Source organism: Paenibacillus sp. FSL M8-0334 (genome assembly GCF_038000405.1).
In the GTDB taxonomy this organism is placed as follows: domain Bacteria; phylum Bacillota; class Bacilli; order Paenibacillales; family Paenibacillaceae; genus Paenibacillus_AQ; species Paenibacillus_AQ campinasensis.
Genome location: NZ_JBBOCH010000001.1, coordinates 2,389,689 through 2,408,275 on the forward strand (window position 1 = coordinate 2,389,689; position 18,587 = coordinate 2,408,275).

An 18,587-nucleotide genomic window follows, 5' to 3' on the forward strand; every position below is an offset into this window, starting at 1 on the left:
ATGAATCCGGGCAGAAGTGGCAAAGGGCTTCCAAAGGCATTCTCCAAGCTGATTTCCTCTCGCTCCGCCAGCGGCATCCCCGTCATTCATGCTGGCAGCATCCAGAAGCCTAAGCAGCTGCTCCCCCAAAGAAGGAAGCGGTCCTGCTTGGGGGAGCAGGAGTGGGGATGGAGGGCAGCGGTAGCGGGAATTCATCTTTATAGGAACAGCACCCATAACGTCAGTATCCCGCTTAGGGATACCAGATAAGTCGTGACGACATGCTCCTTCGTTTCCGGGATATACTTCTTATCCATGTATCTTTTTACTCCGAGGAACACCGTGCCCCCGAGCAGCCACAGCTTGGTAGCCAGCGCCTTGTCGATGATTCCGCCCCAGTCGAGAACCATCATACTGATTACAAAAGCAATGAAACACACCAATATGCGAAAATAGCTGTCACTCCCCTCGGTATCGAAAAGCGATACCTTTTCGGTCACCAGCAGCCTGCGAAGGGCCGCTTGGAGGAAAACCAGGATAACAAAAATACCGGCAACTTCCATATAAATCGCCTCCAGAGCATCTGATTAAGTGTCCAGCCCTGCGTATACGTCTTATCTAGTTTTACGGACACTCGGCGCCTGTGGTTCCAATATCGGGTAACGGCGGCGGACAGGACGACCAGCCCAGCGAAAGGCAATACTCCAGCCAGATGAGCGGTCGAACACCGCGAGTCCCCGGGTATGGCCCAGCACCTTCCGTACGGCCGGGCAGACCGGAACTGCTTCCGTGGTAGGGTGTACCTGCGCCCTAGGTGTGGTAAAATGAAAAGAAGACCGTTCAAGTGAAGGTATGAGGTGAAAGGTATGCAGGGAACGATTCTGGTGGTGGATGACGAACAGCCCATTGCCGATATTTTAAAGTTTAATCTGGAGAAAGAGGGCTATGAGGTCATCTGCGCATTTGACGGCATCAGTGCGGTTGACATTGCGCTGACGCGGCATCCGGACTTGATGCTGCTCGACCTGATGCTGCCCGGCAAAGACGGTATGGACGTGTGCCGTGAGGTGCGTGCCGCCAACCTGCAGATCCCGATCATCATGCTGACGGCCAAGGACGGAGAGATCGACAAGGTGCTCGGACTGGAGCTTGGTGCGGACGATTATGTGACCAAGCCGTTCAGCACCAGGGAGCTGCTGGCCCGCGTGAAGGCGCAGATGCGCCGGCAGCACAAGCCGGATTTCGGTGGGGGACGAGCAGAGGAAGCTCATGACACGAGACAGGGGCTGCGGCTGTTTGACCTGTTTATTGATACCGATATGTACCTCGTCTATAAAGGCGGGGAAGCGCTGGACCTGACCCACCGGGAGTATGAGCTGGTCTATTATTTGGCCAAAAATGCAGGCAAAGTGATGACCCGGGAGCACCTGTTGCAGGCGGTGTGGGGATTTGAATATTTCGGCGATGTGCGGACGGTCGATGTGACGATTCGCCGCCTTCGCGAGAAGATCGAAGAGAATCCGAGCAAGCCGGAGTATATTCTGACCCGGCGGGGGCTTGGCTATTTGATGCGCAGCCCTAAAAACGGAGGCCTCTAATGAAATGGCTGTCCTTCTTCCGCACAATCCAGGCGAAGGTGATCATTATTTATGTGCTGCTCATTTTGATTGCCATGCAATTGATCGGGGTGTACTTTGTCAGCGCGATGAAAACCTCGCTCACCAGCAACTTCACCAAGGATTTGCAGGAGCGGGCGGAGCTGATGTCCGTGCTGGCTGCCAAGACGCTTGGCGGCGAGAATGAATCGGAGGATGACCCGGTGGAGAGTCTGCGCGTCATGGTGAACAATCTGTTCAACCTGAACGGGGCTGAGATCCAGGTGCTGGATTCGACGGGGCGGGTACTGACGACCTCGCTGCCGACACACGCGGATTATGTGGGAACGAAGAACACCCAGACGGTGGTCAGCCGGGCGCTGCAAGGGATCAGGGACAATGAGGAATACATTATTGATGATGATAACATCCGCAAAAAGGTGGTTGCCAAGCCGGTCATCTACAACGAAAAAATCGTAGGGGCCATCTACATCGTTGCGAGCATGAGCGAGCTGTATGGCACGATGCAGCGGATTAACAATATTTTTATATCCGGGATTCTGCTGGCGCTGGGATTGACCGCTGTGCTTGGCGTCATTCTGTCGCACACGATCACGCATCCGATCAAGGAGCTGACCCGGCATGCCCGTGCGGTGGCCGAAGGCCGCTTCACCGAGAAAACGCCGGTGTTCGGCAGTGATGAGATCGGCCAGCTCAGCCAGGCGTTCAATTATATGACAAGCCGTCTGCGCGAGGCTCTGTCACAGAATGAGGAGGAGAAGGAGAAGCTTGCCTCCATTCTGACCAACATGAGCGACGGTGTGATCGCTACCGACGATGCAGGCCGCGTGATCCTGATGAATCGCCGGGCCAGTGAAATGCTTGGCGTGGAGGGCGAGGAGCTGGCTGGCCGCGAGATTAGCTCCCTGCTGGGGCTGGAAGAGCCGGAGGCCGAGTCTCTCGCCAAAGGCGGCGAGGTTGGCTCGAAGCTGCTGGAGTTTGTGCCGCGCGAGGGCGGCCAGCCGGTGATGATGCGGGTGACGTTCACCCCGATTCATCGCCGGGAGATTGGCATTACAGGCACGATTGCGGTGCTTCAGGACGTTACCGAGCAGGAGAAGCTGGAGGCTTCGCGCCGGGAGTTCGTGGCCAATGTATCGCATGAGCTGCGCACGCCACTGACTACGATCAAGAGTTACACGGAAGCGCTGGAGAGCGGAGCGCTGGAAGATAAGCAGATGGGACCGCGATTTGTCGGTGTTATCCAGAATGAGACGGAGCGGATGATCCGGCTGGTCACCGATCTGCTCCATCTGTCGCGGCTGGATTCCAAGGAAGCGGCGCTGCATAAGGAGCCGACGGATATTTTGGAAATGCTGGAGGATGTAGAGGACAGGTTCTCTTTTCAAATGAAACAGAAACGCATTCGCACGCTGATTGAGATCAAACCGGGGGTATCCACCGCCATGCTGGACCGCGACGGGATTGACCAGGTGCTGGACAATCTGATCTCCAACGCCCTGAAGTATACGCCTGATGGCGGAACGATTACGATGGGAGCGGCGATCACCGAGGATGGAATGCTCTCGCTGTCCGTCAAGGATACAGGGATGGGGATCCCGAAGAAGGATCTGGACCGGATCTTCGAGCGCTTCTACCGGGTGGACAAAGCCCGGACGCGCAATCTCGGCGGGACGGGACTCGGCCTGTCCATTGCCCGGGAAATTGTAAGGGCCCACGGGGGCTCCATATCCTTGCAGTCTGAGCTTGAAAAAGGAACCGTCGTCACCTTTACACTGCCTCTGAAAGACGAAGGGGGGTCTGCGACGTGAAGGAGCGGCTCAAAACGATTGTGCTCACCGTGCTGGTCGTCAGCAGTCTGGTGCAGAGCTTCTTCCTCATCTATCGTCTGCCGGGCAACGACTCGGCCGTACAGTCCCCCAATGCCTACATCCGCACCGAGGAGATGGGGACGGAGGAAAAAGCCGAAAATCTGCTGTACCCGGATAAAATGATCGTCCATATGGGGGAGAGCAAGCATACGATTTTCTATCCGAATGATACGTTCTACAACCTGATCTACACCCGGCTCAAGGGACGCACCTTTGACAGCTTTCAGCGCCGCATGGTGACCAATATGGATTGGGAGAAGCTGCGGTCGGAAAGTCAGGGTATCGAGCTGAGCTTCGATTCCGGTGTCCCGGTCAGACTGCTGCAGCGAGTGATGCAGATTCGCCCGGATTCTACGTTTGAAGGCGAGAGCATCAACCGGATGTGGCTGTACAGCGTGGAGGGGGAGCCCAAGATTCATGTACTCTTCTTCAGTACAAAAGGGGATGCTGTCTACGAGGCGGGACAGGCCGACTTGACGCCGCAGGATGTGCAGCAGCTGGTGGATTTTGGCCAGAACTGGATGTCATACACGCTGACCGATGGCGGCTATTATTTGCCCGGTACCGATATGGATATGATCCGTGTCGACATGCCGCTTGGCATGTACACGATTGAGCAGATGCAGCGGAGCCTGTTCTTCGATCCGAGCATTACGCGCAATATCCGGGAGCGGGATGGCTCCCAGATCTACACTGACAGCAAGCGAAGCCTGCAGGTAGACCATGCCCAGAGCTGGATCAGCTATACGGATCCGGCAGCGCCGCCGTCGGGCGAGAGCAACCCCGGGAAGGATGTGCTGTCTGCGATTGATTTCGTGAATCAGCATGGCGGATGGAACGGCATCTTCCGGCTGAGCCGGGCGGATGAATCCGAGGACCGGACCCAGGTCGGATTCCAGCAGTATTATGGCGGGTATCCGATTCTGAATACGCGTGCTTTCCCGTTTGGCGTTATGGAGCTGGATCTGCAGCAGGGAACGGTCACGTCTTATGAACGCTCGCTCTTGTACTTGCAGGACGAGCCGCTGGCCAAGCAGGTGGTGAAATTGCCGGGCGGCGAGAAGCTGGCGGCAAGCCTTGAAGAACTGGTCGGCGAGGCCTCTATGGCTTCCATTGCTTCGATTGATCCGGCCTATGTTCCGGAAAGCCTGGACGATGGCGTACGGCTTAAGCCGGTATGGGCGGTAAGACTGGAGAATGGCAGCATTCGTACGGTCGCCGCTGTGGAGTGAAACCAGTGATGGCGAATCGCCAATTTCCGAGACCGGACGCAGGGTTAAGCTATATGTGAAGGAGGGAAGAAGATGGACTGGGGACGAGCCAAAAATGTGCTGATATACGCCTTTCTGCTGCTCAATCTGGTGCTCGGTTATCAGCTCTGGATTGATTATCGGGAACAGGCCGGCTCCGGTCTGGACTTCACCTCCCTGTCGCCAAGCACCCAGCGGATCATGGAGGACAACCGGATTCAGGTGCTCAGCCCGATTCCGACGGAGACGCCGCAGCTGCCCAAGATTGCGTATACGTTCAGTGCGCAGGAGCAGAGGGAACCGGTGGTGATGGACACCCCGGTGGATACGAAGCTGATCTACGCTGATGAGCGGGAGCTGCGAAGCGCGCTGGAGGGCCAGGTCGAAGAGCTGGATCAGTACCGCCATGATCCGCAGTCGGACAAGGAGAATGTATTCGTGTTCCGTCCGCTTGTGCTCAAGGAGTGGCCGCTGTTCAATGTGGAGCTTGAGTTCTATCATGAATCGCAGAAAATTCAGGCCTATCATGAGCCTGTGTTCGATATACAGCCTACCGATGATGTGGAGGAGCAGAAGGTGCTTCCGGCATCGAAGGCGCTGGAAACGTTGATTGAGCGGAATTTTATCCCGCCGGAATCGGTGGTCAGGGATATCCAGCTCGGCTACTATGGGCAATTGTTTAATACGGAGGTCCAGCTGGCCGCGCCAACCTGGCGGTTTACGCTGGATACGGGAGAAATGATCTATGTTCAGGGCATTAGTGGAGATGTCTTCACGCCCAAAAGCGATACAAAGGAGTAAACAGACTTATGGGGATTTCATTTTCCGTGCTGTCGAGCGGCTCGACGGGCAATGCAACGATTGTCCGCAACGAGGATACGACGCTGCTGATTGATGCCGGCCTTAGCGCACGGCGGATCAATGAGCTGCTGAAGGAACGGGAAGTCATGGGGGAAGAAATCGACGGCATTCTGGTCACGCATGAGCATTCCGATCATATTCGCGGCCTTGGCGCAGTGGCGCGCAAGTACAACTTGCCGATCTATGCCAATGAGAAGACATGGGAGGCCATGGAGAAGTCGATTGGCGCGATTGCGGAGGAGAACCGGATTGTGCTGGAAAGCCATGAGGTGAAGGATTTTGGCAGTCTGCGGGTAGAGCCCTTCGAGATTTCCCATGACGCTGCAGCGCCGGTCGGCTACTGTTTCTATGATGGGGATGAGAAGCTGGGCGTTGCGACAGATCTGGGCTATGTCAGTGATAAGGTGAAGAAGGCGCTGGACGGCTCTGACGTGCTGGTGCTGGAGGCGAATCATGATATCGAGATGCTGCGTATGGGACGTTATCCGTGGAACACCAAGCGCCGTATTCTTGGCGATATGGGCCATCTGTCCAACAATTCGGCAGGCGAAGCGTTAAGCGAGCTGCTGACCGGGGATACGAAGCGGGCTTATCTGGCCCACCTCAGTCTCGATCACAATATGATGGATTTAGCCAAAATGACGGTGCGCGACACAATGGAAGACGCGGGCTGTTTTTTCAAAGAGAGTGAGTTCAAGCTGTGTGATACGTATTATGACCGCCCGACGCCTTGGGATAAGGTAGGCGAGTAGAAGGGCCGTTTCTTGAAGCTGGTGCAAGATTTCATGCATGAAAGCTATCATTCCAATCATAGAATAGAACCGGGAACAAGGCTGCTTCTTCATCGAATAAGAGAGAACGCAGCCTTGGTTATGTGGGACAGCTGATAGCGGGGACAGCGGTTGGTTAAGATTTGCTCAGTTCATCCTGGGCCCGTCTGATCATCTCTCTGACCATCGGGCCGCCGATCCTGCCGCCGATTTTGCCGGCTTGCTCGGTTGTAAGGTCTCTGTTGCCCGCAGGCTTCAGAGGTATTCCCAACGAATCGGCTACTTCGTATTTCACTTCCTTCTGTGCGCTCGGATCGACATGAAAGCCTTCCTGTTTCATCACCTGGTTCATGAATTGCTGCATTTCCGGAGATCTGTGTCTGCGGGATCTTCTAGCCATCGAAGTTCAACCCTCCTTTATATGATTGCGAACAATCGCGTGTTCTTTAGCATTCCCTGCGGGGAACAAGAACATGAGTGCGGGATTTAGGAAGATCGGCCAAATATGAAACCCGAGGGCTTTTTAGCACGTATGAATAGGTATGCGCATCAGGGGATAACGGTTGTTAGAAGAGATTAGAAGGCTTGTCCGGGGCGAATTGATGAGGGGCCTACCCTTATTTTGGTTCTAAAGATACGCTGACATGAAGCTTCGCTCGTATGTTACAATAGGAGATAATGGCAGATGGAATGAGGCCGCTATAAATTCAGCATTTCTTGTTGTATAAACGGATATGCCATGCTTCGCACACCCTGTTTGTGGTAATAAAGAGTACAGGGTACTTTTTTAACAGTGGTGCGGGAACACATACCTTTTATGTATATAATTAGCAATCATTGGTTTGTCGGCTGTTTCGGTTTTTCGCACAAGCATTTCGTGAAAGAGTACGATAAGGATGCAACTTTTCGGGGATATCATCAGTTAAATACTATATAGAGATAAGCAACTGAATGTCAGGCGATCATAGATAGCTTGGACACGGTTTGATGGCAGGTTGTTTTAAGGCAAGTACGTTCGGACGTTGTCGTTCAGGCAGAATGTCTACAGCTGGAAATGTCTTGCGTTAAACAACGAGGGAGAGAGGGATCGCAATGGGATTGTTTGACGACGATTTTTATTCTACAAAAGTATCCAGACGAAGCAAAAATGCCAGCGAGGACCGATCCGAGCGAGTGAAATGGAGATCCAGCCGTCGCCGGAGGGGGCTGACTACATTTCAAATATCGGCGATCAGCTCGGTATGTAGTGCGTTGATTGCCGTCATGTTGTTCAGCTTGATCTCCGGAAGTCCGGCCGATAAGCCTGCTGTAACCTATGTGAATGGGGGACAACAGGTAGCGCAGTTCGAGGGAGACCCGTACGAGCGGCTTGCCAATGCCGCTGCGAAGGTGCGCCCGGCTGTCGTCAGTGTATTGACACATAAGAACAGGCCGCCGGTGGAAGAAGAGGATTCATCAACACTGCTGCCGGAGGAATTTGAACTGCCGGAAGGATTTGATTTTGGCGAGGATTTTGATTTTGGAGAAGAGTTCGGCTTGTCTGAGGAAGATGCGCTCGGTTCGGGTGTGATCTTCAAGAAGCTGGAGGGCAAGGCGTATATTATAACGAATAACCATGTGGTGGAAGGCGCGGACACGTATGAAGTGGTGACGGTGAACGGCGAGATCAAGCCGGCGACGCTGGTCGGCACGGATCGGGTCAGCGACATCGCCGTATTATCCATCGATGCGAAGGGCATTGACGAGATCGCCGAGTTCGGGGATTCCTCTAAGGTCAGACTCGGTGAGACGGTCATTGCGATCGGGAACCCGCTGGGGCTTGGCGGTACGCTGACCTCAGGCGTGGTGAGTTATACGAATCGCGTGATCCCGGTGTCGCTGAATCAGGACGGCATTTACGACTGGGAAGCTACGGTTATCCAGACGGATGCGGCGATTAATGAAGGGAACAGCGGCGGCGCTCTGGTCGATCTTAATGGCCGTGTGATTGGCATCAACACGATGAAGATTGCCGATACCGGCGTGGAAGGGCTCGGGTTCGCCATTCCGGTCAATGACATTACGGAGGTGGTGACGGAGCTGATGCTGAAAGGCTACATCGCCCGTCCATATCTCGGCGTATATACGGTAGATCTGGGCAATCCGTATGCTCCGCTGAGCAAGAAGGAGCGAGAGAACCTGAAGCTGCCGAAGGGTGTGACCGAGGGCGTTGTCATTCTGGATGCGCTTGGACCTGCCAAGGAAGCGGGGCTTAAGCTGAACGATGTCATCGTGAAGCTGGACGGCAAGCCGATCAATACCACGCTGGAGCTGCGCAAGCATCTGTATCGCGAGACGAAGGTCGGCAGCAGTATGACTGTTACCTTTTATCGTGAAGGGGTGCTGCAGTCGCTCAAGGTGAAGCTGGAGGAGAAGAAGGAGGATTAACCCGAGGAGCCTCGAATTGTTCTCGGCTGTGTAATCCGCTACCGGCGATGAGCTGATCGGACTGATCGGTGTAATAAATAATAGGTTAACTTAGAGAAATAGATAAATCATGAAAAAGGTTATCGAATAGACGCGGTACGGAAAGGGGCGCATCAGGCGCTCCTTTTCTGTTAAAGGCATTTCCTTTTTCCACCGAGTGTGGTAGAACAGAAGAGTGGCTATAATAGACATTACCCAACACGATGCGAAAGATAGAAAGGATGCTTAATTCATGTACGTCGTATGCAAGGAACATGTGGAGATTGCCATCGAGAATTTTGTGGACGAATACGAGGACGCCCCGGATATTGTGGATCTGAAGGAGACAGAGTTTTCGGACTGGGACCCACCGGTGAAGTGTGCGGAGTGCGAGAAGCATGCGGAATTTTTAGTTGTGTAGAGGCATCGCGCCAATGCGGCCTCAATAGCATAGATAGAGCCTGGGAAAGCGTGAGAGATCACGCTTTTTTTTGCACTTGTGGGTGGGTAGATGGATCTGAGAGGATGCGGCGGGACTGGAAGTACTCAGATGTGTTCTTTTGTGCTAAGAATGAAGAAGTGGGCGTTATGCCCTGCCGGATCGCAAGGTGTGTAACATCCAGATTGTGGATGGTAGAATGGAGCTATAGATGTTGTCTCGTGGTGATGTGAGCAGTATGGGGCGTTAGAGTTCAGGATTCGTCTGGAGAACACAGGATGGGATATATACATAATGTTGGGCGGCCTACGTACACTCAATAGAAGAAGCGGTGTGCAGGTGTGGTGTTGCGGTATATGCGATGCAGACTGCATAGGAGAAACCATAAAGGGGAGGGCTCGGGATGTCTACGGTTCATGAAGGACTGCTGCTGGAGTTTCCGGTGCTGGAAACGGCCAGACTGCGTTTGCGGGAGCTGACTTCAGGAGATGCAGAGGCGTTGTTCCGCCTGTTCGCATCGGAAGAGCTGATGAAATATTACGGGCGGTATCCGATGAGCGAGATCATCGAGGCAGAGGAAATGATAGAGCGTCACCGGCTGCTGTTCGAGGAGCTTCGCGGCATCCGCTGGGGGCTGGAGCTCAAAGAAAACGGGCAACTGATCGGAACAGCCGGGTTCCACGCCTGGGTGCCCCATTATAACCGGGCAGAGATCGGGTATGAGCTGGACTCGGTCTACCACGGACAAGGGCTTGCCAAGGAAGCGCTGACGGCAGCGATCCAGTATGCGTTTGAGGCGATGGGCCTGAACCGGATCGGAGCGTTGGTGTATCCGGAGAATGAGGCGTCCGCAGGGCTTCTGCTGAGGCTCGGGTTCGAGCTGGAAGGGCTGCTGAAGCAGTATGCACTGTTCCGTGACCGGTACCAGGATTTGAATATGTATGCGCTGCTCAGGGAGCAGTGGGAGCGTAGAGGCTGAAGGGCCCATGGCAAAGGCTGAGGGTTAGAGATTAAAGGACTGAAATAACTGAAAAACTGAAAGACTGAAAAACTAATGCAAACCCAAGGGCCAGAGGCGTCAGCCTGTGGATCAGATGAAGCAAATAGCAAATAGCATTGAACAATTACAGCGTACGATCTCGGGCAAGCCGGATATGATCGGTGATGTGATTTAGATACGTTGGATAGTTATTGAAGCAGAAACGAGGGGGCGGCAGCCGTGTTCATACAGATTGTAGGTGTCGGAAAGTTGAAGGAGAAGTATCTAGTGCAGGGCATTGCGGAATATGCCAAACGGCTCGGCCCTTATGTGAAATTCGAGATGCTGGAGGTGCCGGACGAGAAGGCGCCGGAGAATATGAGCGAAGCCGAGGTCCGGCAGGTGAAGGAACGCGAGGGCGAGCGGCTGCTCGCCCTGATCAAGAGCGAGGCGCATGTGATCGCCCTCGCCATCGACGGCAAGCTGTGGAGCTCCGAGGAGCTCGCCGCCGAACTGGACAAGCTCGCGACCTACGGCACGAGCCATGTCGTGTTCGTCATCGGCGGCAGCAACGGCCTCTCCGATGCCGTGCTGCGCCGCGCCCAGCAGAAGCTGAGCTTCGGGCGCATGACCCTCCCGCACCAGCTTATGCGCCTGGTGCTGGTGGAGCAGATTTATCGGGCGGTGAAGATAAATCGGGGGGAGCCGTATCATAAATAGTGGTAAAATAGAAAGGGATTTTCAGGACGAGACGTTTCGTCCGCAGGCGACAATCACCGGTGCAGAAGCAACGGTTATGCTTTGGCGTGCCTATCAATATGGCAATGACAACAAGAGATTGGCGGCGGGCAGACAACGACGAGTCCCACACCAACTCCATCCACACCAGCTAAAACTACACCGGACTCATCTGCACCATCTACACCTGTAGATCAACCATCTGAATCCACACCATCCGCAAAGTTTACGGTGGAAACACTGGTTGGTGGTTCAGGGGCTGGTGATGTGGATGGCCCTGTGCGGACAGCGAGAATCAAAGAGATTGACAGCTTGGTCGTAGATAAGAGCAACAATGTCTACTTCCTCACAGTTAGAAGATGAATATACGAAAATTCAATAGCTCTAACGGCACAGTAGAGACATTCAAGACGATAAATCAGGACTTCAATTGGGATTACAAGGATGCAGCTGGGAATGCGAAACACTATGACTACAAAAACCTGACACCTCTGAAGCTGGCTTACAATCCGGCCAGAAACAAGCTGTATCTGGTTGCAAAAATATCTTCAAAGACATTCATCTATGACATCACAGGCAGCGTCAGCGTAGCGGCCTATGACCTTGACCACGAAGAATCCCGTTTTGTGGACTTTATTGCTTTTTCTGATGCGGAGAGCGTCATGGCGTTACAGGCAGTCATGAATTCCATGTCTATGAAGGCAAGCTGACTCAATCACAGGTCGAGCGGATCGCCAGTAGTACAAGCTACAACGCTTTGGATTTGTCCGACTACTACGGCTATGCTCCTGTCGCCGCCGCGCATGCAACAGCGGACAGTCTGTATGTGTTTGGCCGGAGCTAGATGTACAATCTGCAACTGTTTCCTGTGAAAGTGATATGGTTGCTGAATATGCGGATATTCGATTCGACAGTGTAGCTGCGTACAACGGGAAGCTGTATATGAGCAATGCAGGAACCGTCTACGAAATGGGAACGGGCGGAAATATGACGACCATCGTGAAGATGACTTGATCTACAAGGACGGGACGCAGATTCGCCAAATGAAGCAGCTGGGCTTTGGTTTAGAGAATATATAGAACAGACACAGAGGAATGGAGTTTGCTTATCCTATATTTAGGAGCCCTTCAAGGACCGGAATTATCGGAACAATGCTAAATTCGATGGTGTATCGGTAAAATCAAAGCAATTCTGATTAAACACTCCCAATAGCATTAATTGATTATTATTTATGGTAGGGATGATTGTGGATAATACGGAATGCTCGATAAAGTTGCTCAATCAATATGGTTGTTTGCAATCCTTTGTCCATGTCCATTTGACTCAGCATCAGCTTCTCATCGTATGGTGCGGTTTCTTTGCCGATAATAATGGAGATATCCGATGTCCCCGAAACTCCTAACTTACCGATCTTCTCTGCAAGCTCTTCCGACGACAGCGATTGCTTGGTGCTGGCAACAAGTATCTTATAACTACTATCGCTGAGTTTCTTTTCAAGCTGATCTTCCCTTTTTAGATAAATCAGTTTAATGGTACAGTATTGAGTTAACCGTTTTTCGTATTCCTTAATGGCTTCAAGATAAAATTTGTCTACTCTTTCACCAATAACAAAAACTAAAAATTTCATATTGAGAACTCCATAATAAATTTAACGTCGATTGAATGTTTAAAACTAACTACTAAATAGGCCGTTCGAATTGATCTATTCAGTTTACCACAATGAATTAATAGTACATAGAGGGGATTTTTTGCAGGAAAATTGAACCAATTGTCGAAAAGGACAAATAAGAATATTAGCTAACCATATTTTTATGACGGGGGTCGAATATATGGCGGTTGTTAATGTATACAAGATTATACGTGATAGACATGAGGTCTTAAAAGCCTATTTAGATAAAGAGTATGTGGTAAAAGGAAAGAAGGAACTCAACCGCAAACATTTAAATTCTACTAACAAGGAAGAGTTAGAGGAAGTTAGTTATATTATGACTCTTTATATTGGAAGGGGCACAGATCCGAAGACATTAACCTGGAATTGGATACTTAGTGCTTTTGGTACTCAGGAAGTCACCATAGATAGAGCGCCTAAAGCTATTGTATTAATTGAGGTGGGGAATTTACTATATGCCATAACATTTGGTCATTCATACTACAAAATAGACCAGTTCTCCGATAAAGAGTGGGCATTTAATTTTGCTAGACGATTAAATTATTTAAACGTAAGAACTCTTGCTATAACCAATCCTAATTCAAAGAGGAACAGGACGGTAAATACCTACTTGGATTATGAGAATCTTGATTTAGGTAGTGGAGAAGCTTTAACAAAGTTGAAAGCAAAAATATTATTGCCAGAAGACTTTAATCTATTCTCCAATACACTTGAGATAGGAAACTCTATTAGATTAACCACAAAAAAAGAAAACTTAGAAAATATAGCTGATATAGTGAATTATATAGAGAATACCATCACTTACAATCAGGAAATAGTCAAAATACCGTATTTCAAATTGGTGAAAGACGAGGTCGAGATTAATAAGCTAAAGGAGTTAATGAAAAACGATATTGAAACCGATCCGATGATGATAGATTTTTCTGAATATCAGATACACGCTACACGTATAGTTTTCAGTGATAATCATGAATATGAATTAAAGTACAGAGAAAAAAGGAAAAAGTACGATGGGATAAACTATGCAACAGTAAAATCTTTTATCGAGGAATTTAAGTTGAATGAGCGGAATGACCTATTAGATATTAATGTAGTTGTATGGGTAGATGGAAAAAGCGAATATACAACTTCTATTGAGAACTTGATTTTCTATACGAATGATAATTCAAATTCTCTTCTCTCAGATGGGTCTTGGTATGTTTATAATGAAGACTACTTGCAGTATTTGAATGACTCCATTAGTGAAATCCCTGTGGAATACGAAGAGAAGTTTAATTATAGTAAGAAATTACATGAACAATTTGTAGAGAAGAAATTCCAAGAGGAGCGGCAAGACAGTAACTATAAAGGACTTAAGCCTGATGAGATCCGTAAAAAGATAAAACAAAAATATTATAAAGAAAGATATTACAATGATTGGTTGGTAGAACAAGATAAGAGTTATGCTAACTTTGACCGCGATCTTCAAGCGATAGGTAAGCATAAGGTTGAGGTTATGGATATTTATAGAAGTAATGAGATGTTCGCTGTTAAATTCGGGAGTACATCTAGTAAATTATGTTACGCGGTTGATCAGTCTCTGGAGGCCATAAGAGCATACCACAGAGGAGAGATAGTCAAAGATATTGTTATTGAGAATGTATATTTGTGGCTTGTACTTGAAAGAAAGGAACTGCCTTTACTAAATGGTAAACCTGATATAAACCAATTAAACTTACTAATATTAAAGAACAAGTTAGATCAGTGGAAAAAAGAGGTTCGTTTACTGGGGTATCGTCCTGTGATTAAAATAAATTACTCTCGAGAATAGCCGGAGGATTAATATGTACTTTCAAAAAACATTTGCTCACATTGAGGGGAATCCTAACCTTCGTGAACCACAAGTACAAGGATATTTAAGGGTGAAAGAATATTTTGAATCTCCAGTTGAACATAAACCAGCATTAGTTACTTTGCCAACAGGGGTTGGTAAAACGGGCTTAATGGCCATTCTGCCTTACGGTATAGCCAAGCACAGGGTGCTAATTGTTACTCCAAATCGGACAATTCGTAATACTGTTACTGATAGCCTTGACCCTAGATACGAACATAACTTCTGGTGGAATCGAAAAGTCATTAATATTCCAACCAACTTACCGGAAGTCATTGAATACGAAGGTGATCCAAGAACGCTGGAACAAGCAAAAATTGTGATCACCAATATTCATCGACTTCAATCCCACAATGCAAGTTCATTATTGCAAAAGGTTCCACGGGAGTTTTTCGATATGATTATTATCGACGAAGCACATCATTCTCCAGCAGCATCATGGGTAGAGATGGAAGAGTATTTCAATTCGGCAAAGATTGTTAAAATAACGGGTACTCCTTTTAGATCGGACAAAAAGGAAATCTATGCTGAGGATATTTATTCATATCCGCTCAGTCGGGCGATGATAAAAGGCTACGTGAAGCAGCTTGTAAAAAAAGAGTATATACCAGATCAGTTAACCTTCAAGGTACAAGGATTTCAGGAAGACGTATTATTGGAGGAAGTATTGAAACTAAAAGACAGCGACTGGGTGGAACGAACGGTAGCCTACTCAACACAGTGCAGTGAAGCTGTTGTAAAAAGAAGCCTCCAAATCATGACTGAGAAAAGAGAAGCAACAGGAGTACCTCATAAAATCATTGCTGTTGCTTGTTCCATTGAACATGCAAGGGAGATTAAACAGCTATACGAAGCGGCAGAATGTCCTGCATCAATTATACACAGTGACATGGAACCTTCTGAACAAGATCGGGAAAGGGTGGACTTTCACAATGATCGAACGCATGTAATTGTAAATGTCGGAATGCTTGGTGAAGGATACGACCATCCCTACATCTCTATTGCCGCGATATTCCGGCCATTTAAGAGCTTATCGGCATACGCACAATTTGCAGGAAGAGCACTACGTTCAATTCCGGACGCAAAAGACGCGGCAATAGATAATGTTGCACATCTCGTATACCACAACGCACTTGGACTTGAGGAACTGTGGGAGTACTACAGCAAAGAACAACAAAAGGCTGAGATCATCGATCGGTTAGAGCAGTTGTTCGAAGAGAACGAAGGTGAAGGCTCCTCTGACGGTAATGGTGGATCAGAGCCCGATGTAGGGGAAGCTAGACAATCAGAAACCTATAGAGAAGAACTGAAGACATTTGTTGGTGATGAAACCATATTGGAAGCGTACGAAGAGGCAATTCGCCAGAGCAGAAACAAGACCGAAGAAGCATTAGAAACATTAAGGTCAAAGGGTATTCCGGTTACAGACGAGATGATAAAACTTATTGAAGGGTCTACGTTTGAAGATATTGCGAAATCGAAAAGACCCGATCTTGAATTGAAAGAGCGTCGACAAGAATTAAAAACATACATTGAAAATGGAATTGCGGAAATATTAACTGCAAAGGGTCTAAACCCCAAAAGGAAAGCTGATGATATTGCTAAAAAATTGGGTTACTATCGTGATACACAATTGGCCTTAGATGGCCTCTGCGTCAAAATAATTAACGAACAATTGCTGAAGGCGATTGGGTATCCAAGAAAACAATGGTCTATTGCCGACTTCAAGCAAGCAAGACCATTGGCTGAAAAATATGTGGCTTATTTAGCGGAAAGACTTTAGAATGAGTTTATTAACCGAAAGGAGGGTAACAATTGCTTAGTGTGCAGGAATTAAAAGTAAAGTTAGCACATGTTCTTGCCAATAAGGGGATTCCTCCTTTTGTGTTGGCAAACAATATTAGCGAAGCAAATTACGATGAGATTTCCCTATACAAACGAGATCAAAGGATTATCGTTGACATGTACTGCAAAGATGAAGAAACAGGTGAGCCGCTACAATTTAGGTATATGTACAACAAGGAAGAGGTACTGCTTAAATCAGAAATGATAATAGCAGGACGTTCAAGTGTAATGTGGGATAGAGAAGCAGAAATAGCTAGTTTGAGCAAGCAAATTCTGCAAGCTGAAGCTTTGTCAAGTTAAAAGCATGAGGGGCCTAGGAGATGATCCAGGTCCCTTTGCTTTTGAGGTGTGTAGCGGAGTTTAGTTTACCCTAAAAACCGATACGGTGAGCCGTATCACAAGTAGGGCTAATTTTGTAGGTTGTTATAGAAATTGAACCAAAGTACTAATAAAGTAGAAATTATTTAGGTTATTCATTAAAGTCTATAATTATTCCAACGCGGCCGCAGTATCCACCTAATAAGAGAATACTATGAAGGAAGGGTAAATATGATAAAGAAAATCGTTGTAGATCGGTTTAAGCATTTAGATAATATTGATATTGAGTTAGGGAGAATGAACTTATTTGTAGGATCAAACAACGCAGGGAAAAGTAGCATACTTCAGGCAATACAATTTGCAATATCGGCAGTTCAGACAACCACGCTTGAGCCAAATACAAGATGGATTGAAGAAGCATTAAATACCTCGGTTGCACCTAACCAACTTGTTTATACTCCATTAAGGGACGTTTATGCACTTGCCCCAGGTGGAATTCTTAGAGAACCACGAGGTGAAGGGATAAGTGTTCAATTTATTGAAGCCGAAAGCGGTGCTGAAACTAGTGTTCTTGTTGGAAAGGGTAGAAATAAAAACTTAACTGTTAGAATATCAGGGAGAAATTTAGGGGAAAGATTACAAAGCATCAACGAACCATATAGTATATTTGTACCCGGATTAGCTGGCATACCAGCTGTCGAGGAATATAAAACTCCGGGAATTGTTAGGAAGGCTGCTGCACGAGGGGATGCGAATAACGTTTTTAGAAATATCCTGTGGTTGCTTAAGCAAAATGGTGATAATTGGGGTAGATTCGTAAACGATCTCAAAATGGTTTTTCCGTACCTTGATTTAGATGTTAATTTTGTCCCTGATAGGGATGAACATATTAACGCAAATATTAGTGTCAACCAAGTAGAACTTCCAATCGATTCAGCGGGAACGGGAGTATTACAAGCAATACAAATATTGAGCTATGTGAATTTGTATAGACCTAAAATGCTTATCTTAGATGAACCTGATTCCCATTTACACCCAAATAACCAAAGGAAACTTGCTGCAGTATTACGACAACTTACTGAGGAGCGGGATTTGCAAATTCTATTATCAACTCACTCTCGACATTTAATTGACGAGCTACTAGAAAGTAGTAAATTGCACTGGGTTCAAAACGGGAAGATAAAGATTGAGGATGATTATGATATTGTTCGCGTTCTAACAGATATTGGTGCATTAGATAGGGGGGAGAGACTTCTAAGGGATAGTATCAAGTATGTATTACTTACAGAAGATTCAGATATAAAGGGTATAAGAGCCTTGTTAATTTCTTCAGGTTATAATATTGATGAAGTTGATATATGGTCTTATGAAGGCTGTGCAAAAGTAGATATTGCTCTTGTATTAAATGCATTTATAAGAAAACATGCCCCATTAACCAAAGTCATCCTCCATAGGGATAGAGATTACTTAAACGAAGATGAAATACAAGATTATAGAACCAGAATTGAAAATACTGGTATGGCATGCTTTATTACTGAAGGTACGGATGTGGAATCTCATTTTTTGATTGCGGAGCATATAAATTTTATTTTCCACAAGTTACTAAAGAGCAAGCGCATAGAATGTTAGATGAAGCAACCAGTGAGGTTGAGAGTAAGTCATTGGAGAAATTTATTAATTCAAGGACTAGAATCGATATAAGAAGTCTAGGTCCGAATAATATTAACCCCGGAAGAATCGCAATAGATGCAAATCAGCTATATAACAGTAATAAAATCAGGTACAGGCACGGAAAGAAGGTTATGAATTATGTTAAATCAAAATTGCAACGTATAGTTGGAGGTGATATTGAAATTCTAGTTCCCTCTGTGTTTGTTAAGAGCGAATCTTTACATAGGGTAATTGATCCCGTTAGCAAATAATAAATAAGTGTATCC

General features: G+C 47.9%; 18 protein-coding genes. 15 read left to right on the forward strand and 3 right to left on the reverse strand.

Annotation, left to right across the window (positions count from 1 at the left end; genetic code table 11):
* Positions 1–197: 197 nt before the first annotated feature.
* Positions 198–542, reverse strand: coding sequence for a DUF4181 domain-containing protein (locus MKX64_RS10455; RefSeq protein ID WP_341035734.1), 345 nt, complete (start codon positions 540–542; stop codon positions 198–200).
* A gap of 303 nt (positions 543–845) precedes the next feature.
* Here MKX64_RS10455 and yycF point away from each other — a divergent pair, with 303 nt between their 5' ends.
* The 5 genes from yycF to MKX64_RS10480 all read left to right on the forward strand — a co-directional run bounded on the left by yycF (position 846) and on the right by MKX64_RS10480 (position 6,329).
* Positions 846–1,577 (forward strand): response regulator YycF, encoded by a 732-nt coding sequence (gene yycF / locus MKX64_RS10460; RefSeq protein WP_341035735.1) that lies wholly within the window; start codon positions 846–848, stop codon positions 1,575–1,577.
* Positions 1,577–3,406, forward strand: coding sequence for a cell wall metabolism sensor histidine kinase WalK (gene walK, locus MKX64_RS10465; RefSeq protein WP_341035736.1), 1,830 nt, complete (start codon positions 1,577–1,579; stop codon positions 3,404–3,406). The genes yycF and walK overlap by 1 nt, the downstream gene beginning before the upstream one ends.
* Complete coding sequence (locus tag MKX64_RS10470) at positions 3,403–4,698, forward strand: YycH family regulatory protein (RefSeq protein ID WP_330164052.1); 1,296 nt, start codon at positions 3,403–3,405, stop codon at positions 4,696–4,698. Before walK ends, MKX64_RS10470 begins: the two co-directional genes overlap by 4 nt.
* 72 nt (positions 4,699–4,770) lie before the next feature.
* The gene (gene yycI / locus MKX64_RS10475; RefSeq protein WP_095266691.1) at positions 4,771–5,517 is read left to right on the forward strand and encodes a two-component system regulatory protein YycI; all 747 of its coding nucleotides are present in this window, start codon (positions 4,771–4,773) and stop codon (positions 5,515–5,517) included.
* An 8-nt stretch (positions 5,518–5,525) separates the two neighbouring features.
* Positions 5,526–6,329, forward strand: a complete 804-nt coding sequence (locus MKX64_RS10480; protein WP_095266693.1) for an MBL fold metallo-hydrolase — start codon at positions 5,526–5,528, stop codon at positions 6,327–6,329.
* Positions 6,330–6,483: 154 nt separating this feature from the next.
* On the opposite strand, the gene MKX64_RS10485 is transcribed toward MKX64_RS10480, so the two are convergent.
* A complete protein-coding gene (locus tag MKX64_RS10485; protein WP_176475600.1) occupies positions 6,484–6,747 on the reverse strand; it encodes an alpha/beta-type small acid-soluble spore protein in 264 nt (87 codons plus the stop codon).
* A 692-nt stretch (positions 6,748–7,439) separates the two neighbouring features.
* Between MKX64_RS10485 and MKX64_RS10490 the strand changes: the two genes are divergently transcribed.
* The 6 genes from MKX64_RS10490 (at position 7,440) to MKX64_RS10515 (ending at position 11,962) form a co-directional block, all read left to right on the forward strand.
* On the forward strand, positions 7,440–8,774 hold the full coding sequence (locus MKX64_RS10490; RefSeq protein WP_341035737.1) for a S1C family serine protease: 1,335 nt from the start codon (positions 7,440–7,442) through the stop codon (positions 8,772–8,774).
* 271 nt (positions 8,775–9,045) lie between these two features.
* Positions 9,046–9,213: a CxxH/CxxC protein gene (locus tag MKX64_RS10495; RefSeq protein WP_095266697.1), complete on the forward strand. Its 168-nt coding sequence runs from the start codon at positions 9,046–9,048 to the stop codon at positions 9,211–9,213.
* A 421-nt stretch (positions 9,214–9,634) separates the two neighbouring features.
* Positions 9,635–10,210: a GNAT family N-acetyltransferase gene (locus MKX64_RS10500; protein ID WP_095266698.1), complete on the forward strand. Its 576-nt coding sequence runs from the start codon at positions 9,635–9,637 to the stop codon at positions 10,208–10,210.
* Between the two features lie 240 nt (positions 10,211–10,450).
* Complete coding sequence (rlmH, locus tag MKX64_RS10505; RefSeq protein WP_095398732.1) at positions 10,451–10,930, forward strand: 23S rRNA (pseudouridine(1915)-N(3))-methyltransferase RlmH; 480 nt, start codon at positions 10,451–10,453, stop codon at positions 10,928–10,930.
* Between the two features lie 377 nt (positions 10,931–11,307).
* Positions 11,308–11,658 carry a hypothetical protein gene (locus MKX64_RS10510; protein WP_341035738.1) on the forward strand — a complete coding sequence of 117 codons (351 nt, stop codon included), beginning with the start codon at positions 11,308–11,310 and terminating at the stop codon, positions 11,656–11,658.
* Positions 11,659–11,827: 169 nt separating this feature from the next.
* Positions 11,828–11,962 (forward strand): hypothetical protein, encoded by a 135-nt coding sequence (locus MKX64_RS10515; RefSeq protein ID WP_341035739.1) that lies wholly within the window; start codon positions 11,828–11,830, stop codon positions 11,960–11,962.
* 211 nt (positions 11,963–12,173) lie between these two features.
* Here MKX64_RS10515 and MKX64_RS10520 read toward each other — a convergent pair whose 3' ends face one another.
* Entirely contained in the window at positions 12,174–12,575 is a 402-nt protein-coding gene (locus tag MKX64_RS10520; RefSeq protein ID WP_341035740.1) for a 23S rRNA (pseudouridine(1915)-N(3))-methyltransferase RlmH, read from the reverse strand.
* Between the two features lie 202 nt (positions 12,576–12,777).
* On the opposite strand from MKX64_RS10520, the gene MKX64_RS10525 reads away from it, so the two are divergent.
* The 4 genes from MKX64_RS10525 to MKX64_RS10540 all read left to right on the forward strand — a co-directional run bounded on the left by MKX64_RS10525 (position 12,778) and on the right by MKX64_RS10540 (position 18,279).
* Entirely contained in the window at positions 12,778–14,427 is a 1,650-nt protein-coding gene (locus tag MKX64_RS10525; RefSeq protein ID WP_341035741.1) for a DUF6119 family protein, read from the forward strand.
* Positions 14,428–14,440: 13 nt separating this feature from the next.
* Positions 14,441–16,270 (forward strand): DEAD/DEAH box helicase, encoded by a 1,830-nt coding sequence (locus MKX64_RS10530; RefSeq protein WP_341035742.1) that lies wholly within the window; start codon positions 14,441–14,443, stop codon positions 16,268–16,270.
* 32 nt (positions 16,271–16,302) lie between these two features.
* On the forward strand, positions 16,303–16,632 hold the full coding sequence (locus tag MKX64_RS10535; protein ID WP_341035743.1) for a hypothetical protein: 330 nt from the start codon (positions 16,303–16,305) through the stop codon (positions 16,630–16,632).
* 249 nt (positions 16,633–16,881) lie between these two features.
* On the forward strand, positions 16,882–18,279 hold the full coding sequence (locus MKX64_RS10540) for an AAA family ATPase (protein ID WP_341035744.1): 1,398 nt from the start codon (positions 16,882–16,884) through the stop codon (positions 18,277–18,279).
* Positions 18,280–18,587: the final 308 nt, after the last annotated feature.